General features: G+C 65.4%; 20 protein-coding genes. 12 read left to right on the forward strand and 8 right to left on the reverse strand.

Annotated features, from left to right (window positions below; all coding sequences use genetic code 11):
- Positions 1–120: 120 nt before the first annotated feature.
- The 6 genes from IE116_RS21295 to IE116_RS21320 all read left to right on the forward strand — a co-directional run bounded on the left by IE116_RS21295 (position 121) and on the right by IE116_RS21320 (position 6,242).
- On the forward strand, positions 121–1,089 hold the full coding sequence (locus IE116_RS21295; RefSeq protein WP_189615238.1) for a Bug family tripartite tricarboxylate transporter substrate binding protein: 969 nt from the start codon (positions 121–123) through the stop codon (positions 1,087–1,089).
- 3 nt (positions 1,090–1,092) lie between these two features.
- Positions 1,093–1,854, forward strand: a complete 762-nt coding sequence (locus tag IE116_RS21300) for a maleate cis-trans isomerase family protein (protein ID WP_189615239.1) — start codon at positions 1,093–1,095, stop codon at positions 1,852–1,854.
- 92 nt (positions 1,855–1,946) lie between these two features.
- Positions 1,947–2,930: an ABC transporter substrate-binding protein gene (locus IE116_RS21305; protein WP_189615240.1), complete on the forward strand. Its 984-nt coding sequence runs from the start codon at positions 1,947–1,949 to the stop codon at positions 2,928–2,930.
- 88 nt (positions 2,931–3,018) lie between these two features.
- Positions 3,019–3,867, forward strand: coding sequence for an ABC transporter permease (locus tag IE116_RS21310; protein ID WP_189615241.1), 849 nt, complete (start codon positions 3,019–3,021; stop codon positions 3,865–3,867).
- Between the two features lie 7 nt (positions 3,868–3,874).
- Positions 3,875–4,624, forward strand: coding sequence for an ABC transporter ATP-binding protein (locus IE116_RS21315; RefSeq protein ID WP_189615242.1), 750 nt, complete (start codon positions 3,875–3,877; stop codon positions 4,622–4,624).
- Positions 4,625–4,658: 34 nt separating this feature from the next.
- Positions 4,659–6,242 carry an MmgE/PrpD family protein gene (locus IE116_RS21320; protein ID WP_189615243.1) on the forward strand — a complete coding sequence of 528 codons (1,584 nt, stop codon included), beginning with the start codon at positions 4,659–4,661 and terminating at the stop codon, positions 6,240–6,242.
- 186 nt (positions 6,243–6,428) lie between these two features.
- Here IE116_RS21320 and IE116_RS21325 read toward each other — a convergent pair whose 3' ends face one another.
- The 6 genes from IE116_RS21325 to IE116_RS21350 all read right to left on the reverse strand — a co-directional run bounded on the left by IE116_RS21325 (position 6,429) and on the right by IE116_RS21350 (position 10,975).
- Entirely contained in the window at positions 6,429–6,854 is a 426-nt protein-coding gene (locus IE116_RS21325) for an organic hydroperoxide resistance protein (RefSeq protein ID WP_189615244.1), read from the reverse strand.
- A 101-nt stretch (positions 6,855–6,955) separates the two neighbouring features.
- Positions 6,956–7,420: a MarR family winged helix-turn-helix transcriptional regulator gene (locus IE116_RS21330; protein WP_189615245.1), complete on the reverse strand. Its 465-nt coding sequence runs from the start codon at positions 7,418–7,420 to the stop codon at positions 6,956–6,958.
- Between the two features lie 95 nt (positions 7,421–7,515).
- On the reverse strand, positions 7,516–8,364 hold the full coding sequence (locus IE116_RS21335; RefSeq protein WP_189615854.1) for a ZIP family metal transporter: 849 nt from the start codon (positions 8,362–8,364) through the stop codon (positions 7,516–7,518).
- A 175-nt stretch (positions 8,365–8,539) separates the two neighbouring features.
- The gene (locus IE116_RS21340) at positions 8,540–9,496 is read right to left on the reverse strand and encodes a ferritin-like domain-containing protein (protein WP_189615246.1); all 957 of its coding nucleotides are present in this window, start codon (positions 9,494–9,496) and stop codon (positions 8,540–8,542) included.
- Positions 9,497–9,794: 298 nt separating this feature from the next.
- Complete coding sequence (gene phhA / locus IE116_RS21345) at positions 9,795–10,664, reverse strand: phenylalanine 4-monooxygenase (RefSeq protein WP_189615247.1); 870 nt, start codon at positions 10,662–10,664, stop codon at positions 9,795–9,797.
- A gap of 11 nt (positions 10,665–10,675) precedes the next feature.
- Positions 10,676–10,975: a 4a-hydroxytetrahydrobiopterin dehydratase gene (locus IE116_RS21350; RefSeq protein ID WP_189615248.1), complete on the reverse strand. Its 300-nt coding sequence runs from the start codon at positions 10,973–10,975 to the stop codon at positions 10,676–10,678.
- A 294-nt stretch (positions 10,976–11,269) separates the two neighbouring features.
- Between IE116_RS21350 and IE116_RS21355 the strand changes: the two genes are divergently transcribed.
- The 5 genes from IE116_RS21355 (at position 11,270) to IE116_RS21375 (ending at position 21,178) form a co-directional block, all read left to right on the forward strand.
- The gene (locus tag IE116_RS21355; RefSeq protein ID WP_189615249.1) at positions 11,270–14,800 is read left to right on the forward strand and encodes a transglutaminase family protein; all 3,531 of its coding nucleotides are present in this window, start codon (positions 11,270–11,272) and stop codon (positions 14,798–14,800) included.
- A gap of 107 nt (positions 14,801–14,907) precedes the next feature.
- Positions 14,908–17,487, forward strand: coding sequence for a circularly permuted type 2 ATP-grasp protein (locus IE116_RS21360; protein WP_189615250.1), 2,580 nt, complete (start codon positions 14,908–14,910; stop codon positions 17,485–17,487).
- On the forward strand, positions 17,484–18,671 hold the full coding sequence (locus tag IE116_RS21365; protein WP_308428265.1) for a transglutaminase family protein: 1,188 nt from the start codon (positions 17,484–17,486) through the stop codon (positions 18,669–18,671). The genes IE116_RS21360 and IE116_RS21365 overlap by 4 nt, the downstream gene beginning before the upstream one ends.
- Entirely contained in the window at positions 18,668–19,357 is a 690-nt protein-coding gene (locus IE116_RS21370) for a nucleotide-binding protein (protein WP_189615251.1), read from the forward strand. The genes IE116_RS21365 and IE116_RS21370 overlap by 4 nt, the downstream gene beginning before the upstream one ends.
- A gap of 174 nt (positions 19,358–19,531) precedes the next feature.
- Positions 19,532–21,178 (forward strand): zinc-binding metallopeptidase family protein, encoded by a 1,647-nt coding sequence (locus IE116_RS21375; protein WP_189615252.1) that lies wholly within the window; start codon positions 19,532–19,534, stop codon positions 21,176–21,178.
- A gap of 62 nt (positions 21,179–21,240) precedes the next feature.
- Here the strand turns inward: IE116_RS21375 and IE116_RS21380 are convergent, their stop codons facing one another.
- Positions 21,241–22,725 (reverse strand): SulP family inorganic anion transporter, encoded by a 1,485-nt coding sequence (locus IE116_RS21380; RefSeq protein WP_189615253.1) that lies wholly within the window; start codon positions 22,723–22,725, stop codon positions 21,241–21,243.
- A gap of 207 nt (positions 22,726–22,932) precedes the next feature.
- Positions 22,933–23,226, reverse strand: coding sequence for a DUF3253 domain-containing protein (locus IE116_RS21385; protein WP_189615254.1), 294 nt, complete (start codon positions 23,224–23,226; stop codon positions 22,933–22,935).
- Between the two features lie 91 nt (positions 23,227–23,317).
- Here IE116_RS21385 and IE116_RS21390 point away from each other — a divergent pair, with 91 nt between their 5' ends.
- On the forward strand, positions 23,318–23,632 hold the full coding sequence (locus IE116_RS21390; RefSeq protein WP_189615255.1) for an HNH endonuclease: 315 nt from the start codon (positions 23,318–23,320) through the stop codon (positions 23,630–23,632).
- Positions 23,633–23,648: the final 16 nt, after the last annotated feature.

Here is a 23,648-nt window from a genome sequence, read left to right on the forward strand (position 1 = left end):
AATGATGCCGCGAATGATGCCGCGGCGAAGCCCGCCGGGCCGCACGACCCCATAAGAAGAAACAGTCCGAGGGCTGGAGGCGTTGACGAAACACGTGGGTTCAATCAACTGGGAAGCAGCATGACATTCAGGCATTTCTTCACTCTGTCCGCAACGCTCTGTCTGCTGGGGGTGGCGTCGGCCAGCCACGCGCAGGAATGGCCGCAACGGCCCATCCGCCTCATCGTGCCGTTCGCGGTCGGCGGCAATACCGATGGCATCGCCCGCGTGACGGCCGAACGCCTGACCAATGCGCTGGGCCAGAGCGTGGTGGTCGAGAACAGGCCCGGCGCCAACGGCATGATCGCCGCGCAACTGGTGCAGCGCGCACCGTCGGACGGCTACACGCTGCTGGTCGCGGCCATGCCGGTCATCGCCATCCTGCCCAGGATTTCGTCGGTGCCCTATGACCCCATCAAGGATTTCGTGCCGGTCACCAACCTGGGCAGCAATCCTTTCGTGCTGGGCGTGAACAAGAACGTGCCCGCCAAGAACGTCAAGGACTTCGTCGAGATGGTCAAGGCGGCGCCGGGCAAGTACAACTTTGCCTCGGGCGGCTCGGGCAGCGTGTCGCACCTGTCGGGCGCGCTGTTCCAGAAGCGGGCCGGCCTGGACATGATGCATATCAATTACAAGGGTGACGCGCCCGCCATGGCCGGCCTGATCGGCGGCGAAGTCACGATGTACTTCGGCAATTTCTCGGCGCTCGCGCCGCAGGCGAAATCGGGTGCGATCCACCTGATCGGGGTGTCGAGCGAAAAACGCTCGCCGCAATTCCCGGATGTACCGACCATTGCGGAATCCTACCCGGGCTTCCGCACCGAAACGTGGAACGGCTTGATGGCGCCGGCCGGCACCCCGCGCGCGATCGTCGAACGCATCGCCCGCGAAGTGCAGAAGATCGCCAAGGATCCGGTCTATATCGAACGCATGACCAATTTCGGCGTCGAGATCGTTGCCGACACGCCGGAACATTTTGCCCAGACCATCAAGACCGACATCGACGTCTGGTCGGATGCTGTCAAGGCGGCCAACCTGAAAGTGGAATAAATCATGGCTAAGTCCTCTCCGATCCCCGATACCCTCGGCTACCGCGCCATTCTTGGCGCGATCGTCCCGTCCACCAACACGGTGGTGCAGCCTGAATACGAAGGCATGCGTGTTCCGGGCGTGACCAACCACGTGATGCGCATGGAGTTGCCGGTCCGTCCGTACGACGACATGAAGAAGTATCGCGAGGCGCTCGACACGGAAGAGGGCAACCTGGCCGAAGCCGTCCGCCTGCTCGTCAATTGCGAGCCGGACGTCATCGCGCACGGGCATTCGATCCATTCCTTCCGCGGCAACATCGACCGCGCGCAGGCCGACCAGGACCGCCTGGCGCAGCTGGCGGGCGTGCCCTTCATGACGCCCTCGGTGTCGGTGGTGCGCGGCCTGGAAGCCATGGGCCTCAAACGCATTGCGGTGCTGACCCCGTACTGGCCGCCGGCCGATGAACTGATCCGGTCCTTCTTCGCGGACAGCGGCTTTGACGTCGTGTCGCAGGTGGGCCTGAAGTGCCAGGGTCCGACCAACGTGGCGCGCACGTCGCTGGACACCATCCGCAAGGCGTTCCTGGAGCTGGACCACCCCGATGCCGAAGCCTTCGTGCACGTGGGCACCAACCTGCCCGTCAGCGCGATCACCGAAGAGATCGAAAAGGCCAGCGGCAAACCGCTGATCGGCGTGAACGTCGCGACCTACTGGAATGCGCTGCGCAGCATCGGCATCCAGGATCGCAAGGAAGGCTACGGGCGATTGTTTGCCGAGTTCTGATCCCTGCCGCCAACGCACATCTGCTGTACCGCCGGCCCGCCACGATGGCGCGCCGGCGTTTCCATTCCTCCACTATGCACCAGGGGTAAGGCATGACCATCCAGCACCGTGTACTGAGCATTGCACTCCTCGCCGTCTATGCCGGTGGCGCGTTTGCCGTCGGCCCGCAGCCGGCCCCGTCGCCCCGCAAGGAAACCCTGACCATCGGCTACGTGAAGGTCGGTCACCTGTCCCCGATGATGGACGTTGCCGAGCCGCTCAAGGCCTGCAATGTCGAGGTCAAGCCCGTTGAATTCGTCCGCTACGCGGATGCGCGCACGGCGCTGCTGTCGGGGTCGGTGGACGTGTCCGGCATCGGTCCCGCCGACCTGGCGATCGCGTTGTCGCAAGGCAGCGACCGCATTGTCGGCCTGTCGGGCGTCGCGTCATCGCCCAAGTACCTGGTGGTCAAGAAAGGGGTCAAGCTGGACGACTGGGCCGACCTGAAAGGCAAGCGTATCGGCATCGCGCCGGGGTCGGCCGTCTGGTTCCAGTGGGCCGCCACGCTGACCGAAAAGAACATTCCGTACACCACCTTCACGGCCGTCAACATCCAGGGCGGCGGCACGGCGTTCGTGCAGGCGCTGGAACGGGGCGACGTCGACGCGGTAGCCGTGTGGGAACCGTTCGAATCGCAATTGGTGGCCAAGAACACCGCCTTCTTTGCACGCAAGATCGAGTACAGCCAGTCCAAGGCCGTGGGCGCCGAACTGGGCCTGCTGGCTGCGACGCGCGACGCGCTCAAGAACAAGCCCGAAGCCATGAAGTGCTTTATGTGGGCCTATAAAAGCGCCGAAGAAAAGATGGCCAAGGATCCCGAAGGGTTCGCGCAGGCCTATGCCAGATACACCGGCCTGCCGATCGAAGTCACGCGCGAATCGGTCAAGCTGATCAAGCTGGGCGGCGTGCTGGACCTGCCGCAGTTGCAGCGCCAGGCCAAGACCTTCAACACGCTGGGCATCATCCCCAAGGATGTGAGCGGCACCGTGAACACCGTGTGGGACCCGTCGCTGGCCGATGCGGTCATGAAGCGCTGAGCACGTCGTACGGCAAGGGGCGGCGTGGCGACACGCCGCCGCCTGCCATCGCGCGGCTGGCTTTCGGCCGCGTTTCTGGAGAAGCTGAATGACCTCTTCCGTATTGAAGCCAACGACCGTGCCGTCCGGCGCCTGGGCCGGCTCAAGCCGCGCACTGGGGCGGTTCGCGCTGGGCGCCTGCGTGCCCGTGCTGATCCTGGTGCTGTGGCAACTGGTGGGGCAATCGAGCGCCATGTCGGGCGTGGTGCCCGTGCCGATGCAGGTGGGCCGCGCCTGGTATGACTGGATGTTCGGCAATCCGGGCATGGGCCTGAACCCGTATCTGGGCACCTGGTTTGGCAATGTGCAATACAGCACGATGCGCGTCGCGCAAGGTTTCATTCTGGCCATGGCGCTGGGCATTCCGATCGGACTGGCCATTGGCTGGAGCCGCATTACGTCGTTGATGCTGGATCCGCTGGTGCAGGGCATGCGGCCGATCCCGATCACCGCCTGGCTGCCGTTTTCGATCGCCGTGTTCGGCATCCGCGACATGGGATCGATCTTCCTGATTTTTCTGGGCGGCTTCTACGCCATCATCGTCAACACCACCCAGGGCGCGCGCGACGTCGACCGCAATCTGGTCCGCGCCGCCCGCATGATGGGCGCCTCGTCGGGCCAGGTGCTGCGTCGGGTGGTGCTGCCCGCCGCCATGCCGTCGATCTTTACCGGGCTGCGAATCGGCCTGGGCATTTCGTGGACGGCCGTGATCGTGTCCGAGATGGTCGCGGTCAAGTCGGGCCTGGGCTATGTGTTGTGGGACGCCTATTACGTGGGCCGCATGGACATCGTCTTGGCCGACATGGTGTCGATCGGCCTGATGGGGTTCATCAGCGACCGGCTGATCGTGCTCATCGAACGTCGCGTGCTGGTCTGGCGCATTCTGCAGAATCATTGAGTCCCGAATGTCAGACATCTCCATCTCGCAACTGAGCAAGACCTATCCCGGCGCGACGCCGGTCCACGCGCTCGACAACATCGACCTGCACGTGCAGGCCGGCGAATTCGTGGCCCTGCTCGGGCCGTCGGGCTGCGGCAAGTCCACGCTGCTGAACATGATCGCGGGCTTCGAATCGGCTTCGGGCGGCAGCCTGCTGGTCGGGGGCAAGCCGGTGACGAGGCCGGGTCCGGAACGCGGCGTGGTGTTCCAGGAAGCTGCGCTGTTTCCGTGGCTGAACGTGTGGGAAAACGTGATCTTCGGCCCCAAGACGGCGGGCCTGCCCAAGGCGCAGTACGAGCAGCGCGCCAAGGACATGCTCGAGATCACCGGCCTGTCGGCGTTCACCAAAGCCTTGCCCGTGCAGTTGTCGGGCGGCATGCGCCAGCGCGTGGGCATTGCCCGGGTGCTGACGCTGGGTTCGCAAGTGCTGCTGATGGACGAGCCTTTCGGCGCGCTGGATGCCCAGACCCGGCTGACCATGCAGGAATTGCTGCTGTCGGTCTGGCAGAACCTGCGGACCACGGTGGTGTTCGTGACGCACGATATCGACGAAGCCATTCTGCTGGCCGACACTATCTATGTGATGTCGGCCCGGCCAGGGCGGATCGCCACGCGGATTCCCGTGCCGATCGAACGGCCGCGCACGCTGGATCTGATCACGGGGGATGTGTTCAACGAACTCAAGCGCGACATTTTGCTGAAGATGCGGCACTGACATCATGGCGGCAGGCGGCGATGGCGTGGACGGCATGGCTAGCATGGATGGCACGGTCGAGACTGCGCGCGGAGGCTCGCCGACCGCCGATGCTCGCACCTCTGCTACCGATGCCGCCTGCGATGCGGCGATCCATGCCGCCCGCAACGCGGTAAGCGCAGCGCTTGCCCCCCATCCTGTTCCGCTGTCCCGCCAGCTGGCCGACATCCTGGCACGGCCCGTGGCCGAGACCGACCGCCGCCGCGCCTTCCGGCATCTGTCGTACTGGGCCGGCGCCGCGGCCCGCGTGGCCGCTGCCGACATGGGCGAGCCGCTCTGGCAGGCTGCCAGCCTGGGCCTGCCGGTTACGGCCACCACCGACACCGCGCATTTTCTGTTCGAGGCCTCATTGGGCAGCCTCGATGAACTCGACGATACCCACCGCGCGGCGCTGGTCCACCCCGGCCCGGTCGTGATTCCGGTCGTGCGCCATCTGGCCCGCGTACTGGGGGCGTCGGCTGCCCAGATGGCCGATGCCATCGTGCGCGGCTACGACGCTGCCATCCGTGTGGGGCTATCGGTCGGCCCCGCGCATTATGTCCATTGGCATACTACCGCCACCTGTGGCGGATTCGGAGCCGCCGCGGCGGCGGCATCGATGTTCGGGCTGGATGCCGCCGCCACGGCGCAGGCCTTGTCGCTGGCCGCCACGCGTGCGTCCGGACTCTGGCAGATCCGCCTGGAACCCAGCGACGGCAAGCCCTGGCATACGTCGCAGGCCAGCCAGCTCGGGCTGGCCGCGGCCGCGATGGCGCGCGCGGGATTGCGGGGTCCCGCCCACGCTTTTGAAGGCGAGAAGGGTTTCTTCAAGGTCATGTGCCCGGACGCGCAACCTGGCCGCCTGGTTGCCGACCCGCAGGGCGCCTGGCGGATCCACGAAACCAGTTTCAAGCCCTGGCCCGCCTGCCGCCATGCGCATCCCGCCATCGCGGCGGCGTTGGCGGCACGGGCAACGTTTGGTGCGGGCCGGCTGGCGAGTCCGGGCGCGCCACCGTCGGCGAATCCTGCCGCTCCCTCACCGGCGACTGGCGCCATTCCCTCATCAGCGAGCCCCGCCGTCACGCCGTCCCCCATCGCGGCGATCGACGTCCAGACCTACCCCGACGCCATCGCCTTCTGCAACGCCCCGTCGCCCGCCGACCTGCAACAGGCGCGCTTCAGCCTGCAGCATGCGGTCGCCATCACCTTGCTGCGAGGCGATCCGCGTTTCGATGCCTTCGAGGCCGGCGCACGCCAGGATCCCGACGTGGCCCGCCTGCGCGCCAGGGTCAGGCTGGCCGTGTCGCCCGCCCTGGCCCTGGCCTATCCGGCGCACTTTGGCGCGCGGCTGGTGATCACGCTGGCCGATGGCACGGTGCATACCTTCGATGCGCCCGACGCCCCCGGCGATCCGGAATGCCCGTTGTCCGACACTGAGCTGGACACGTTGATCGCGAGCCTGCTGCACGCCGGCGCCTGGTCAGCCGAAGCCATCCGCCTGCACCAGGCGGGCTACCAGGACCTGTGTGCAACGACGGGTGCCCCCCGCGGATTAGACGACGGCGCAACACTGGCCGTGCCGCTGCGTGGCCACGGCTGAAGGTGCGGATCCATGGCATGGCAAACGGTCAGGTGTCGGACCATCACACCTTCCCGAGCACATTGATCGCCGTGGCCAGCCGGACGCGACCATCGGATGTGGCCCGCGGCCGATTCCGGCGTGCGACATAGACGCCTTCGTTCGCAACCATCGCGGCGGATAGCCCCCCGTGGCTTGTGTGACCGATTACAGAATGGTCAGCGTGACGTCGATGTTGCCGCGCGTGGCATTCGAGTACGGGCACACGATGTGGGCCGCGTTCACCAGGCGCTCCGCTTCGGCGCGGTCCAGGCCGGGCAGGGCGATCTGCAGTTCCACCTGGATGCCAAACCCGGTGGGGATCGGGCCGATGCTGACCGCGCCATGCACGCTCGTCGCGCCAGGAACGCTGATCCTGTCGCGTGCGCCGACAAACTTCATGGCGCCCAGGAAGCACGCCGAGTAGCCCGCCGCAAACAGCTGTTCGGGGTTGGTGCCTTCTGCGCCATTGCCGCCCAGTTCGCGTGGCGTGGTCAGCTTGACGTCGAGCACGTTGTCGGAAGACACGGCGCGGCCCTCGCGGCCCCCGGTAGCAGTGGCGTTGGCGGTGTAGAGGACTTTATCGAGCGACATGGTGATTCCTTTGTGGTGGAAGCGTAAAACGCTTTTGTATCGTTGATTAATAAATCGCGTGCTATTTAAATGAATCAAAAAAACCGGATAAAGCGGCCCGGTCAGCCGTTCTGAATCAGTCTGGCACGCAGACTCGCCAGTTCGCGGGTCATGGTGTCCAGTTGGTCGATACTGCATTCGGTCGCGCAAAACACACCGGTCGGTACGGCCATCGCTTGCTCCCGCAAATCGCGCCCGGCGTCGGTCAAGGACACGATCACTTGACGTTCATCATGCGCGGCCCGTACCCGGCTGACCAGGCCAGCTGCTTCCAGTCGCTTCAGCAGCGGTGTCAGCGTGGCCGAGTCCAGGAACAGATGCTCGCCGATCTCGGACACCGTCACGCCATCCTTTTCCCACAGCACCAGCATGACCAGATACTGCGGATAGGTCAGGTTCAGGTCCTTGAGCAGCTTGCGATACACCTTGCTCATGGCCAGCGACGTCGAATACAGGGCAAAACAGAGTTGGCCGTCGAGCGCCAGCAGATTGCGTGTTGCCGTCGGTGGCGATGTCTTCGTGTCCATGGCTTGCATATTAAGTAGTGTACGATTGAATGTCAAACGATTTAATCGTGAAGATGGGGAATTGTCCTGAGCGCCGGGGCGGTTACGGTCGTCGCTCATGACAAGGCCGTATCGAGCAGCATCATCACCACGAAGCCCAGCATCAGGCCCACCGTGGCGCACGTCTCATGACCCTGGCGATGCGATTCAGGAATGATCTCGTGGCTGATCACAAACAGCATGGCGCCGGCCGCCATGGCAAGGCCCCACGGCAGCAATCCCGCCGACAAGCCGATCGCCGCCGCGCCGAACACCGCGGCAATCGGTTCGATCAACCCCGACAGAATGCCCAGCCCGACTGCGGTCAGCTTGCGGTAGCCCACGCCGCGCAGGGCCATGGCCACCACCAGGCCTTCCGGAATGTCCTGGATCGAAATACCGGTCGCAAGCGCCTGCGCGCCCAGCGTATCCGTGCCGCCAAACGCCACGCCGATCGCCATGCCTTCGGGCAGGTTATGCAAGGTAATGGCCAGCACGAACAGCCACACGCGTTTCATGGCGCGCGCGCTCGGTCCTTCCAGGCCTTTCACGAAATGTTCGTGCGGCACCAGCCGGTCCAGCAACAGCAGCAGCAAGGCGCCCACCAGGATGCCGCCGCCAACGATCCCGCCGGCGCCCCACGCCCCGGCGCCTTGCGCCTTGGCCGCGGCAATGCCGGGGATCACTAATGAAAACGCGCAGGCGGCCAGCATCACGCCTGCGCCGAACCCCATCACGGAGTCCGATACGCGTTGAGAAAACGTCTGCGACAGCGCCACCGGCACCGTCCCGAGGGCCGTCGCGAAAGCCGCAAGCGACCCTGCCAGCAACGCGTCCTGCACCCGCGGATTCTGCGCCGCGAGCCAAAAATACAGGTCGCCCAGCAGCACCATTCCCCCTGCAACGACGATGCCGACGCCGAGCATCCGCCGCCAGGTCCAGGCGGGCGGATGGTTCCGGCGTTTACCGGAAGACTCCAGGGCAGAGCTGTCCATGTCGGACTCCTCGCTGACGGGCGGTCAGGGTGTGCGTGGAACGTACGGAAAACAGAGCAGGGCGCGGGGCAGTGCAAGCACGTACCTCGCGCCTTTCTTCATGACATCAGTTAGGCGCGCTCATCGCAAGCGTTCCGTTGACCCCTGCCGGGAAAAACCCGCCCTGCGTGACCGCAGCCTTGTTCAGGAACACGATGTTCAGCACCTGGCCTGGCGTGCGGCTGTAGGCGATGCCATTGGCATCCAGCGGCACGATGTTGGCCACGGTAGGTGTCCCGATGCCCTGATCCAGATCGGTCGCGCCATCCAGCGAATCGCGGGCGTCCGAAATGGCTTGCGCCTGGGTGGTCAGGCCTTTCGAGTAGAGCACCGTGCGGACCAGGCCGGCGTGATAGGCCTCGGCCGCCAGAATGCCGGCAGCCGCTTCCAGGAAAACCTTGCTCTGGATCAGGGGCGATGCGCCCTTGTAGGCCGTCACGCCCACGTCTTCAAAAATGTAGGCGCCCAGCAGGAAGCTGTTGTCGTCGGCGTACGGATCGAAGGTCTGGCCGGCCTGGATCAGGCCGGCTGCCCGCGCCGCCACCGAAAACGCACCGGTCGCGCTGGCGCCGTCAATATTGATGGCCGGCTGCGCAACCGCCGCCTTGTCCAGTGCGGCACGCAGGAAAGCCACGTGGGCGACTTCGTCATCGGCGATTTCGCGGGCATACGCCGCCACCAGCGGATCGCGGAACGGGACAATATGCCCGCCGCTGACTGCGCCTTGACGACCCACGCCCGTCAGCAGGTTGGCAGGCAGGGTCCGGCCATAGGCTGCCATCTGATAGAACTGGGCTTCCAGGTACTCCAGGTTCAGTGCGAAGTTCAGGATTTCGGCGTCGGTCGGACCGCTCTGCGCAACGGCGTCGTCGCCCGAACTGCCGCAGGCGCCAAGGATGACACCCGTGGCCAGCCCGGCCGTCAGGCCTGCCGACTTGCGGAAGAAGTGGCGCCGTTGCTCTTGTTTGCGTACCCGCTTGTCGAGCAGGTCGATGATGGCATTGTCGTTGTCGTTCTGGAACATCGTGGATACTCCTGGAGAACTCACTGAGAGACCCTGTGCGCGAGGGCGCGTGAAGGTCTTCGCCGGATGGCGTGCCAGGCGCAGACGGGTCAGGGGGGCGCATCGCGCGCGTGAGCGATGCAGCCGCCCGGGCGGGCCGGTGTCGACAGGAGTGCTAACCGCCAGGAAACGGCGCAGATGCAGGGGTAAACGCGATCAGTTGGATCGAAATGCTACGGTTTCTCACGCAGATGACACGCGATGGGCAACCGGTATGACGATGGATGAGACGTCGTCCTTCATAGGCCGGGCGGCCGCATCATCCGTGATAGGCCCCGGTGCCGCGTGAGAGGACGACATCGGTCGGCAGCAGCTGCCCGGGCGCCAGTTCCTCCCGGCCTCGCACCCTTTCATACACGGGCGCAAAGTCGATGCTGGCCAGGTCCAGGACGGCATCGAGGCTGTCGACGACAAAGTAGGTTTCCTGGAAATCGTCGATCCGATAGCGTGTGGCCATGACGCGTTCCAGGTCGAACGCCACGCGGTTGGGCGACGGATCCTCCAGCGCGAAGCGCGTTTCCGTCAAGGAGGACGCGATCCCGGCACCATAGATGCGCAGGCCCCCGGCTTCGCGCATCAGGCCGAATTCCACCGTGTACCAGTACACGCGCGCCAACTGGGCCAGGGTGCCGAGCTGCTGCGCCCGCAAGCCGCCCAGGCCATACGCCTGGATGTAGTCGGCAATGGCCGGATTCATCAGCATCGGCACATGGCCAAAAACGTCATGGAAGATATCGGGTTCTTCCAGGTAGTCGAGCTGGTCGGGCTGCCGGATGAACTGCCCCGCCGGAAAGCGCCGGTGGGCAAGGTGGTCGAAAAACACCTCGTCGGGCACCAGGCCGGGAACCGCCACTACCTGCCATCCCGTGCGCGCCATCAACACCTCGCTCAGCGCATCGAATTCCGGAATCCGGTCGGCAGCGATCGGCAGGTCGCGCATGCCTTGCACGAACGCCTCGCAGGCGCGTCCGGGCAAAAGCCGGGATTGCCGCTCGAACAGGGTCTTCCAGGTGGCATGGTCTTCCGGGCCGTAGCGGCACCAGTCCTGCGGAATGGTCCAGTCGGCGCGTCCAGGTGGCGGGGCGTCGGCGGCGGCCAGGCCGTGCCTGGCCGCCGGGCGTGTCGGCATGCGCATGATGGCTAGCGCGCAAAGCGTGCGTAGCTTTCGTCGGCACACTTTGCCAGATCGATGTCCCGATGGGTCAGGCCGTTGGCCTCGTGGGTCGTCAACAGGATGTGAACCTTGTTGTAGACATTGGACCATTCGGGATGGTGGTCGCGCTTTTCCGCGATCAGGGCGACCTGCGTCATGAACGCAAAGGCCTGAACGAAATCCTTGAACCTGAATTCGCGCGTGATCGCGCCCCGTGCCTCATCGAATTGCCACTGCGGCAGGCTTGCCAGCTGAACGTGTGCGGTATGTGCCGTCATCTTTTCCATGGTCTGCTCCTGACAATCGTTGCATCCGGCGCCCGCACTAAGGCGGTGCAACCGCCGGTCCCGACACGTGCAGTTTCCTCCAGGCGCGGCTGCCAAGGCCAGACATCGTGGCATTTGATTCAAAAAAACCGGTCCAGGACAGATTTGCCCATGCTGGCACCGCCACTTCGGCCTCCGGCCACCGTACTATGCCCAAGTGCGCGCGGAAGGCCCGCGTGCGCGGATTGGATTGGCATGCTTTCTGCTTGAATCCCCGCTCTCGTCTTAACGGTATCGTCACCCTCGGAGCCGCTCGTGGCCATTCAAGTTGCCCTCAAACACGTCACGCATTACCGCTACGATCGTCCCGTTACCCTCTCGCCGCAAGTCGTGCGGCTGCGCCCCGCGCCCCATTCGCGCACGCCCATCCTCTCGTATTCGCTGACGATCGAGCCGTCCGAACACTACGTCAACTGGCAGCAGGACCCGTTCGCCAACTATCTGGCGCGCCTGACCTTCCCCAGCAAGACCACCGAATTCAAGATCACGGTCGACCTGGTCGCCGAAATGTCGGTGCTCAACCCGTTCGACTTCTTCCTCGAACCTGAAGGTGAACATTTTCCCTTCAAGTACGACGATGCCCTGGCGCGCGAACTCGCGCCGTATCTCGTCAAAAGCGAACTGACGCCGCGTTTCAAGGCGTTCGTCGACCGGATCGACGTCACGCCGCGCCGCACCATCGACTTCCTGGTCGCACTGAACCAGCAGGTCCATGACGACATCAGCTACCTGATCCGCATGGAACCGGGCGTGCAGACGCCCGAGGAAACCCTGGAGCTGGCTGCAGGGTCCTGCCGCGATTCCGGCTGGCTGCTGGTCGAAGCGCTGCGCCAGCTTGGACTGGCCTCGCGATTCGTGTCCGGCTACCTGATCCAGCTCAAGCCCGACGTCAAGTCGCTGGACGGCCCGTCGGGCGCCGAGGCCGACTTTACCGACCTGCACGCCTGGTGCGAGGTCTATCTGCCGGGCGCCGGCTGGGTCGGCCTGGACCCCACGTCGGGCCTGTTCGCGGGCGAAGGGCACATTCCCCTGGCCGCGACGCCGGAGCCCAGCAGCGCGGCACCGGTGACCGGCGCCGTCGACAAGGCCGAGGTCGAGTTCGAACACATTATGGAAGTCACGCGGGTGTTCGAAACCCCCCGGGTGACCAAGCCCTATACCGACGACCAGTGGCAATCGGTGCTCAAGCTTGGCGAACAGGTCGATGGCGATCTGAAGGCCATGGACGTGCGCCTGACGATGGGCGGTGAACCGACCTTCGTGTCGGTCGACGACCGTGACGGCGCCGAATGGAACATTGCCGCGCTGGGCCCCACCAAGCGGGGCTTTGCGACCGAACTCGTGCACAAGCTGCGTGCGAAGTATGGCGCGGGCGGCTTCCTGCATTTTGGCCAGGGCAAGTGGTATCCCGGTGAACAACTGCCCCGCTGGGCGCTGTCGATCTACTGGCGCGCCGATGGCAAGCCGTGCTGGGAAGATCCTTCCCTGTTTGCCGACGAACGTGAACCCGGCAATTACACCGAAGCCGACGCCAAGCGCTTCATCGAAAGCCTGACGACGCTGCTGGGCCTGGGCACCAGCACGATTGCTCCAGGGTACGAAGACGTCTTCTATTACCTGTGGCGCGAGCGCCGCCTGCCGGTCAACGTCGACCCGTTCGACGCGCGGCTGGACGACGAGATGGAACGCGCGCGGCTGCGCAAGGTGTTCGAGCAGAAACTCGACAAGGTGGTTGGCTACACGCTGCCCATCCGCCGCAATGACGCCAACACGGGTCCTGCCTGGCTGACCGGGCCCTGGTTCTTCCGTGACGAGCGCATGTACCTGTTCCCCGGCGATTCGCCCATGGGATATCGACTGCCGCTCGACTCGCTGCCCTGGGTGTCCGAAGCCGACGCCGTGCAGCAGTTCGACCGCGACCCCTTCGCGCCGCGTGGCGGGCTGGCCGATCCGGTGCAGATCCGCGCGCAGCTGCCGGGCATGGCCGCCGAACGCAATGCGGCGGGTGATCCATCGCGTGGCAGCGCTGCTGCGCCGGCGCCGGGCCGCGGGCCCGATGCGGGGGTCAATGCCGGGACCGGCATGGCCGGACGGGACGGCAAGGCGGCTGCGGGTGCGGGTGGAACGGGCGGCGGTGCGGGCGCAGCGGTTGGTACGGCAGCAGGTGCAGGTACCGGTGCAGGCGCCGCGGCAGGTGCCAGCACTGGCGCCGCCTCGGCCCAGGCCGACGCTGACCGCGCGCCGGCTCCGTTCGAATCGGCGTCCTGGATCAATCGCACGGCGCTGTGCGTCGAAGCGCGCCAGGGCATCGTCTACATCTTCATGCCGCCGCTGGCCGACGTCGAACACTATCTGGAACTGGTCGCCGCCGTCGAGGCCACTGCGCGCAAACTGGGCATGCGCATCATGTTCGAGGGCTATCCGCCCCCGCGCGACCCCCGCCTGAAGCTGCTCGCCGTCACGCCCGACCCGGGCGTGATCGAAGTCAACATCCATCCGTCCAGCAGCTGGAAGGACCTCGTCGACCACACTGAATTCCTGTACCAGGCGGCGTTCGAGACCCGGCTGTCGACCGAAAAATTCATGCTGGATGGCCGGCACACGGGCACCGGTGGCGGCAACCACTTCGTGCTGGGCGGCGCCACGCCGGCCGACAGCCCGTTCCTGCGCCGTCCCGACGTCCTGACCAGCCTGATCGCCTACTGGATCAACCACCCGTCCTTGTCCTACCTGTTCTCGGGCATGTTCATCGGGCCGACCAGCCAGGCGCCGCGGGTGGACGAAGCCCGCAATGACCAGATCTACGAACTCGAACTCGCGATACAAGAGATCGACAAGCAGATGGCCGCCAACGGCGGCAACTGCCCGCCGTGGATGGTTGACCGCGCCTTGCGCAACATCCTGATCGACGTTACCGGCAACACGCACCGGTCCGAATTCTGCATCGACAAGCTCTATTCGCCGGACAGTTCCACCGGCCGCCTGGGCCTGCTCGAACTGCGTGCGTTCGAAATGCCGCCGCACGCCCGCATGAGCCTGTCGCAGCAGTTGCTGTTGCGGGCGCTGGTTGCCTACTTCTGGAAGCGGCCGTACAAGGCCCGGATCACGCGCTGGGGCACCGAGCTGCATGACCGTTTCCTGCTGCCGACCTATGTCGCGATGGACTTCGACGACGTGCTCGATGAGCTGAACGAGGCAGGGTATGCCTTTGATCGGGAATGGTTCGCGCCGCACTTCGAATTCCGCTTCCCGCTGTTCGGCGAAGTGGCTGCGCGCAGCGTGCAGCTGCAGATCCGGTCGGCGCTCGAACCGTGGCATGTCATGGGCGAGGAAAGTTCGTCCACCGGCACGGCGCGCTACGTGGATTCGTCGCTGGAACGGGTCGAGGTCAAGGTCACCGGGCTCAATGACAACCGCTATGTGGTCACGGTCAACGGCCGCGCGCTTCCCCTGCAGCCCACCGGCCGGGTCGGCGAGTTCGTGGCGGGCGTCCGCTACAAGGCCTGGGCGCCGCCGACCGCCTTGCACCCGACCATTCCGATCCACACGCCGCTCACGTTCGACATTGTCGATACCTGGACGCAGCGGTCCCTGGGCGGCTGCCAGTATCATGTGGCTCATCCGGGCGGACGCAATCCTGAAACCTTCCCGGTCAATTCGTACGAAGCCGAAAGCCGGCGTTTGTCGCGCTTCCTCAGAATGGGGCACACGGCCGGGCGCATGGTGGTCGAACCCGCCATACCCGGACGTGAGTTCCCGTATTCGCTCGATCTGCGGCACGATTGACCTGACGGCCGGCCGGCGGCATTGCCGCCGCGCCGCCGCCGTCCGGACCCGTTCCGAGGGCAACGCCAGGGCTCGCTCCCTGGGGCCCAAGCACACCGAGTAGACCGATGGCTTCTATGCTTTTTCCGACCGAAGCGTCCCAGGACGCCGTGGCGACTGCGCTGCACCTGGCGCTGGCGGCACGTCCCGGTCACTATGACGAACTTCGCGATGCGGCGCGCGGCAAGGTGCTGCGTCAGCATTGGCAAAGCTTCTTCGAGCATCTGGGGCCCGCAGGCTTTTCCGATCTCGACGAGCGCGCCGAGGCGGTCGCGCGGCAGATCCGCGAAAACGGCATCACCTACAACATCTATGCCGATGCCGATGGTCCTACACGGCTATGGTCGCTCGACCTGCTGCCCTTCATCATTCCCGACCATGAATGGCAGAGCCTGGAAGCCGGCCTGACCCAGCGCGCCACGCTGCTCAACCGCATCGTGGCCGACATCTACGGCCCGCAGCACCTGTTGACCGAAGGCCTGGTGCCGTCGGCGCTGGTCTACGGCCATCCCGGTTATCTGCGCCCGCTGTGCGGCTTCACGCCGCCCGGCGACACCTATTTGCACATCGTCGCGTTCGATCTGGCGCGTGCGCCCGACGGCGAGTGGTGGGTGGTGTCCCAGCGCACGCAGGCGCCGTCCGGCATGGGCTACGCCCTGGAAAACCGGCTGGCCATTTCAAACCTGTTCAACGAGGCTTTTCACGAGCTGCGGGTGCAGCATCTGGCCGCCAGCTATCGCACCATGGTCGACATGCTCTATCGGCTGAGCCCGTTGAACCTGTCGCCCGGCACTCCGCCGCGCATCGTGCTGCTGACCCCGGGGCCGTACAACGAAACCTACTTCGAGCAGACCTTCCTGGCGCGCTACCTTGGCCTGACGCTGGTCGAAGGCGGCGACCTGACGGTGCGCGACAACCAGCTCTTCCTGAAGTCGTTGCACGGTCTGGAGCGGGTGCACGCCGTGTTGCGGCGCCTGGACGATGACTTCTGCGACCCGCTGGAACTGCGGTCCGATTCCACGCTGGGCATTCCGGGCCTGTTGCAGGCCATGCGTGCGGGCAACGTGCTGGTGGCCAATTCCCTGGGCACCAGCTTCCTGGAATCGCCGGCCTTCAACGGCTTTCTACCCGCCATCGCGCAGCGGCTGATGGGCGAAGACCTGACCTTGCCGTCGCTGGCGTCGTGGTGGTGCGGTGAAGAAGCCGCCCTGAAGCAGGTGCTGCCGTATCTGTCCACGCTGGTCATCAAGCCGACCTATCCGGAACGCAAGGCCAACGCGGCGTTCGAGCCCATCATCGGCGCCTACGCATCGCCGGAAGAACTCGATGCGCTGCGCGAACGGATTGCCGAGGATCCCGATGCCTTTACGCTGCAGGCCTACCTGCCGCTGTCGCAGGCGCCGGTCTGGAGCGGTGGGCACTTGCTGCCCCGGGCAGCCATGGTGCGCATGTTCGCCGTGGCGGACGGGCGGGGCAGCTGGAGCATCGTTCCGGGCGGCCTGACCCGCGTCGGCGGCCGTGACCAGCGCGTCGTGTCCATGCAAAGCGGCGGGAGCAGTGTCGACACCTGGGTCATGACCTCGGGGGTGGTCGATATGTTCTCGATGCTGCCCGAGCAGCTCAGCCCCGAAGACCTGTCGCAAAAGCGCCGCCCGGTGTCCAGCCGGTCGGCCGAGAACATGTTCTGGCTGGGCCGCTACACCGAACGCGCCGACACCGGCGTGCGGCTGTGCCGGCTGACGCTGGAACGGTTCGGCAGCGGCGCCGTCGATTCGGGCGAGATGTTCGTGGCCGTGGCGCGGCTGTGCGAGCGCAATGGCCTGATTCCGTATCCCGCGCCGATGGAATCGCCGCGCGCCTTCGAGCAGGCCTTGCTGAAGTACCTGGCAGACGAGGCCGCCGCCATGGGCGTGCGCTACAACCTGCGGGCGCTGGCCAGTTCGGCCGGCCAGATCCGCGACCGGCTGTCACCGGACCACTGGCGGCTGCTCCTGGCCGCGGGCGATGACTTTACTGCCGACCTGGCCGACGGCCCCGACGATGACGACCGCGCCGAGGTGTCGGCGCTGCGCGCGCAAGAAGCGCTGCAGCGGCTGGCGACGCGCCTGTCCGCGATCACGGGGGCGCAGGCCGACCGCATGACGCGTGACGACGGCTGGCGTCTGCTCACCATCGGCCGGCAGACCGAACGCCTGTCGGTCATGTCCCGCTCGCTGGACTGCCTGTTCATTGACAACGCGGTGCTGCTCGAGTCGGGCTTTGCCCTGCTGCTCGACGTGTTCGACAGCACGATCACCTACCGGGCGTATTACCAGAGCCGGCATGAGATTCCGGTTTTGCTCAACCTGCTGGTGCTGGATGAAGACAACCCGCGCTCGCTGGCCTGCATCGCTGGCGAACTGCGCAGCGAACTGGCGCGCTTTACCAAAAGCGACCCGGCGCAGCCCGATCCCATGCTGGCCTTGCTGCCGCCAGAAGGGCTGGGCGTGACGCTGTCCAGCCTGTGCGAGCGCGATAACGATGGCCGCTACAGCGCCGTCCTGGCCCTGGCGGCGCAACTGACCCGTGCCGCCAGCGCGATTTCCGACGAGATCGGCCGCCGCTACTTCAGCCACGCCATCGACTTTCCGCGGGCGGTGCGAGCATGACGACCATGGATCCCAACGCGCCGTTCGACCCGTTCCTGCCGTTCGGCGGGCAGGCGCCGCTGCAACCGCTGCAACCGCTGCAGCCGTACATGCCCGAACAGACCCAGATGCCGATGCAGACCCAGATGCAGGGTCTGCCGCCCCTGCAGGAACAGGTGCTGGGCACGATGCGGCAGAGGCAGGGGCCCCATGGTCAGACCCTGGGGCAGTCACAACGTCAGGCCCAGTCCCCGTCTTCGCCCGACGATGGCAGCGTTGCCCTCACCATCATCCACGAGACGCTCTATCACTACGCCGCGCGGGTGGAGCAGGCGCATCACCTGGCCTACCTCAAACCCCTGGACCAGCCTTGCCAGCGGCTTGAATCGTTTACCCTGGACATTGAGCCCGAGCCGTCCCACTGCACGACGGAAACCGACGTCTACGGCAACGCCCGCAGCATTTTCGAGATGTACGCCCCGCACGATGCCTTGCGCGTCAGCGCCACCAGCCGGGTCATCGTCCGCCCGCGTTTCGAAGGCATCACGCCCGAGGCCACGCAGCCCTGGGAAGACGTCGCGCACGCGCTGCGATACGTCGCGGGCGGTGGCTTCCGCCGCGAAGTCGAATTCACGTTTGCGTCACCCTACGTGGCCATACTGGCGCCCTTGCGGGACTACGCGCGCGCGTCCTTCACGGCCGGCCGGCCTTTGGCCGAGGCGGCCATCGAGCTCATGCAGCGCGTGCACGCCGACTTTACGTACGCGTCGTGCAGCACGGATGTCTCGACGCCCATGATCGACGCCTTTATGCAGCGGCGCGGCGTGTGCCAGGATTTTGCGCACGTCATGCTGGGCTGCCTGCGGGCGGTGGGGTTGGCGGCGCGGTATGTCAGCGGCTACCTGATGTCCCAGCCGCCGCCGGGGCAGGCGCGGCTGATCGGCGCCGATGCGTCGCATGCGTGGGTGGCGGTGCATTGCCCCGGCCTGGGCCGACAGGACGACTGGCTCGACCTGGACCCCACCAACGGCATGGTGCCGGCGGCCAGCCACGCCATGCTCGCCTGGGGCCGTGACTACGGCGACGTGACCCCCTTGCGCGGGGTGATCCGCGGCGGAGGCGGTCACGACCTGACCGTGCGCGTCACGGTGGCGCCCGACAACGAACTCATTCAACAGACACCTCTTCTACAGGACACACCATGAGTCATCTGCATTTCATCGGCGGCGAAAAAGGCGGGGTAGGCAAGTCGCTGGTCGCACGCGTGCTCGCGCAATACTTCATCGACCGCGAGCGTCCGTTCGTCGGTTTCGATGCAGATCCGTCGCACGGCGCGCTCATGCGCTTCTATGCTGACTACACGTCGCCGGTGCGCATCGACCAGTACGACAGCCTGGATCGCATTGTGGAAACCGCCGTGGCGCAGCCCGAAGCCGAAGTCCTGGTGGACCTGGCCGCCCAGACGCAAGATGCCCTGCTGCACTGGATCGAAGAATCCAACCTGCTGGAACTGTCGTCCGAAATGAACCTGCCGTTGACTTACTGGCATGTCATGGACACGGGACGCGATTCGGTCGACCTGCTGCGCAAGCTGCTCGACACGGTGGGCGGCCGGCTCGACCTGGTGCTGGTCAAGAATGAAGTGCGGGGCGGCGACTTCCATGTGCTTGACGCATCCGCCGAACTCAAACGCGCGCTGACCATGGGCGCCAAGGTGGTTGCCCTGCGCCGCCTGCAGGACAGCACCATGCAGAAGATCGACGCGCACAGCAGCAGTTTCTGGGCGGTCACGCACCCGTCATCACCCAGCCAGGTCGGCTTGCTCGAGCGTCAGCGCATCAAGAGCTGGCTGAACAAGACGTACGCTGAATTCGAACGTATCGGCGTGTGACGATGAGCCTAAAAGCCCGATGCATCGGGCTTTTTGCGCAGTGATCTACTGACAGTTGCACATGCTTGCTTACACCCGTTCCCCAGGCGGGTCTTTACAGTGCAAGCTCGACATCACGCGCTTGCCGAGTAGCAGGCGCGTCCCCCCTGTTCCTCCATCGCGCAAGGCACCATCATGAGCAGTTTCTTCGATTCCATCAGCGCCCGCGTGGTCGACTCCGGCAAGAGGAAACGCGACAACGCCCGTGGCAAGATCTTCCACTGCGACTGCGGCCAGCCGGTGTTCTTCCACAACACGCTCTGTTTGGCCAGCCAGACACAGTTGGGCTACGAGCCTGACCTGGGCGAGGTGCGTTCACTGGCTGAAGGCCCCGAGCCCGATACCTGGGTGCTGGCGTCCAACCCCAAGGGCAGGATCTTCAAGCGCTGCGGCAACCTGAATACGCCCGCCGCGTGCAACTGGCTGCTTCCCGCAGATTCCGCCGAAACCCTGTGCCTGGCGTGTCAGCTCAACCGCACCATACCCGACCTGTTGGTACCTGAAAACAGCGAACTCTGGCGCAAGATCGAAGCGGCCAAGCGCCTGCTGATCGCGCAGCTGCTGACGCTCGGTCTGCCGGTCAGACCCATGGTCGAAGAAGGCGACGGTGGCCTGGCGTTCGATTTTCTGGGCACATCGGCCGACGGCGTCGCACCGCTGACGGGGCACGCCAGCGGTCTGGTCACGCTTAACATCAAGGAAGCCGACGATGCCGAACGCGCCAGGATGCGCGAGCAGATGCACGAGCCCTACCGCACGCTGCTGGGCCATTTCCGTCACGAGATCGGTCATTATTATTGGGACGTGCTGATCGCCAATGGCCCGTTCCTGGAGCACTTCCGGAAAGCCTTTGGCGATGAACGCATCGACTATGGCGAAGCGCTGAAAGTGCATTACGAAAATGGCGCGCCGCCCGACTGGGCCAACCATTTCATCAGCACCTACGCGTCGTCGCACCCGTGGGAAGACTGGGCCGAAACCTGGGCCCACTACCTGCACATGATGGACACGGTGGATACCGCCCTGAGCTATGGCATTTCGCCCAAGGCCGTCCAGCGCGACTACGAGCCGTTCACCGAAGCCGTGCTGACCGACCCGGATGATCCGTCGGCGCAGGATTTTCTGCGGATCGTGAATGCGTGGGTGGCGCTGACCGGCGTGCTGAACGAACTGTCGCGCGCCATGGGCCAGCGGGACTTCTATCCCTTTGCGCTGCCCGCACCGGTGGTCGGCAAGCTGCAGTTCATCCATCGTGTGGTGAAGGCGGGCAGCGAGCAGGTCAGCCGCGACGAGACTGTCGACGTGACGATCGAAGAGCCGACGCTGATGGCGGGCGCTGCCGCATTGCAGAATCAGCAGACGCAAGAGCAGGGCCCGGGCGGGCAGTCGCAAGGCGACGGCATGGGCAACAACCAGGGCCAGAACCTGGGCCCGTCGTCGACGCCCGATGGCGCGCCGGCAGTGGATGCCGACGGCGCCACCGCGCCAGCCGACAACACGGTTGCACCGGTCGGCAATACCGTTGCACCGGCTGACAGTAACGTTGCGCCGGTCAACAACATGGTTGCGCCGGTCAACAATACCGTTGCCCCCGTCAACAACGGTGGCCAGCCGGAAAATACGGTTGCTCCGCTCAACAACAACGTTGCGCCGGCCAACAATAATGTTGCCCCCGTCAACGATCCGGCGCCGACCGTGAATGGCGTCAACGCCGACGGCACGCCTGCCGACCCGACATCGCCGCCGCAAGCGGCACAGCAGCCCGCGCCCGCACCGCTGTAATCGCGTTCAGCGTGGACCCGCCCCGGCTCCGACCGCGTGTCGTCGCCGGGGTTTTTTTATGGTCAGTGCCCGATGAGGCGTTCGCCCGCATCGGGCTTGTCGTGCACGCCAAACTTTTCCACCAGCGTGCTGCTGGCTTCATTCAGGCCCGTCACGTCCACCTGCGTGCCGGCCTGGCGGAACTTCATGACCACCTTGTCCAGCGCTCCCACCGACGTAATGTCCCAGAAGTGCGCGTGGCTCACGTCAATGGACACGCGCTGCAGGGCTTCCTTCACATCGAAGGCATCGGCGAATGCGTCGGCCGACGCAAAGAAAACCTGGCCGCGCACGCGGTAATCACGTTGCTGGCCGTCCTGCGACAGCTGGCTTTCGACCCGGAACAGGCGGCTGACCTTCTTCGCAAAGAACAGCGCGCTCAACACCACGCCGGTACCCACGCCCTTGGCCAGGTCGTTGGTCGCGATGGTGACGATCACCGTGGCGATCATCACGACACTGGAGCTGGCCGGATGGGTGCGCAGGTTGCGCAGCGACGCCCAGCTGAAGGTGCCGATCGACACCATGATCATCACGGCCACCAGTGCGGCCATGGGAATGCGTGCGACCCACGGGCCAAGGAACACCACCATCACCAGCAACAAACCGCCCGCCACCAGCGTCGACAGGCGCGTGCGGCCGCCTGACCGCACGTTGATCACCGACTGGCCGATCATGGCGCAGCCTGCCATCCCGCCCAGCAGGCCCGACGCGATGTTGGCGATGCCCTGGCCCGCGCACTCGCGGCTCTTGTTGCTGGTGGTGTCCGTCATGTCATCGACAATCGTTGCGGTCATCAACGACTCGAGCAGGCCCACGATGGCCAGCGTGCAGGCATACGGTAAAATGATCCACAGCGTGTCCAGCGTGAAGGGCACGTCGGGCAACAGGAAGATCGGCAGGCTGTCGGGCAGCTGGCCCATGTCGCCCACCGTGCGGATGTCCAGGCCCAGGAACATCGACACCGCGGTCAGCACCACAATGCAGACCAGCGGCGAAGGTACGGCCTTGGTCACGTAGGGCAGCAGATAGATGATGCCCAGGCCCGCTGCCGTCATCGCATACACCACCCACGACACACCGATCAGCTCGGGCAACTGCGCCGCAAAGATCAGGATGGCCAGCGCGTTGACAAAGCCCGTCACCACCGACCGGGACACGAAGCGCATCAGCACCCCCAGCCGCATCAGCCCGGCCACGATCTGCAGCGCGCCGGTCAACAAGGTCGCGGCAAGCAGGTACTGCAGGCCGTGGTCCTTGACCAGCGTCACCATGACCAGGGCCATGGACCCGGTCGCGGCGGAAATCATGGCCGGTCGGCCACCGGTGAACGCAATCACCACGGCAATGCAGAACGAGGCGTACAGCCCCACCTTCGGGTCCACGCCCGCAATGATGGAAAAGGCAATGGCCTCGGGGATCAGCGCAAGCGCCACGACGATGCCGGACAGCAGATCGCCGCGGACATTGGACAGCCAGTCCTGGCGCAAGGTATGGGAAGAGAACATGGGAATCACCTGGCCGGTGCACGGGGCAGCGGCGCGTCAGAAGCAACATGGGGAGCACAAGACGCGATGCGCGTGCGGCCTGCCCTGAAGGCAGGCAGATCGCAGGGCGGCATCGGGTCGTCGAGCGGAAGGGTGTCGCCCGGGCCGGCAGTTTACTCCAGGCGCACGGGTGCACCGCCACCCATGCGTCGCGGGTCCGGTTCACCCTCACTTCGTCGGTTCGAACTTGCCAGCCCGGCGCAATCGTATCGGGCCCCGCACCGGCTGGTTCAGGTCCACCGTGGTCTGCCCCTGCGTCACCCGGATCACGTCAGCGTTCGCCAGGCGCGCCGCCACGTCGCGGATCCGCGGCATCAGCGCCCGCCACGTGTCCTCGTCGTCGGACAGGGACCGGGCAACGTCGGACGGGCAGATCGACACGTCCGGGCGCCGCTCGGCCAGCAGCGCAACGATGCGCTCGGCCAGGTCGGTGTCGGTGAAGTCGGCGTTCTTGTTGCGCATGCTGCCGAGAGTAACCGAGAGGAGCTGGCGCCCGGCAAGGCACGCCGCACAGGGATACACTTTTGGGGTCGCCCCATCCACCCGCCGTCGCATGGCCAAACGTGTCACCGAACCCTGGTACCACCCGCCCGTCGAAGAGCGTTGTGCGCTCTGTGGCCGGGTCGTGCCGGACGACCAGCGCGACAAACACCACCTGGTTCCCAAGTCCGAAGGCGGCAAGGAGACAGCCGTTCTGCACCGGATCTGCCATCGCCAGATCCATGCCCTGTTCACCGAAAGCGAACTGGCGCACGATTACGCGACGATCGACGCGCTGATGACGAACGACGCCATCCGCCGGTTCGTCAAGTGGGTGCGCAATAAGCCGCCCGGGTTTTTCGAGCGGACGCGGCGCAGCAAACGTTGACGCGGCGGCCCATCCG

This window comes from Pigmentiphaga litoralis (assembly GCF_014651835.1).
Taxonomy (GTDB): domain Bacteria; phylum Pseudomonadota; class Gammaproteobacteria; order Burkholderiales; family Burkholderiaceae_B; genus Pigmentiphaga; species Pigmentiphaga litoralis.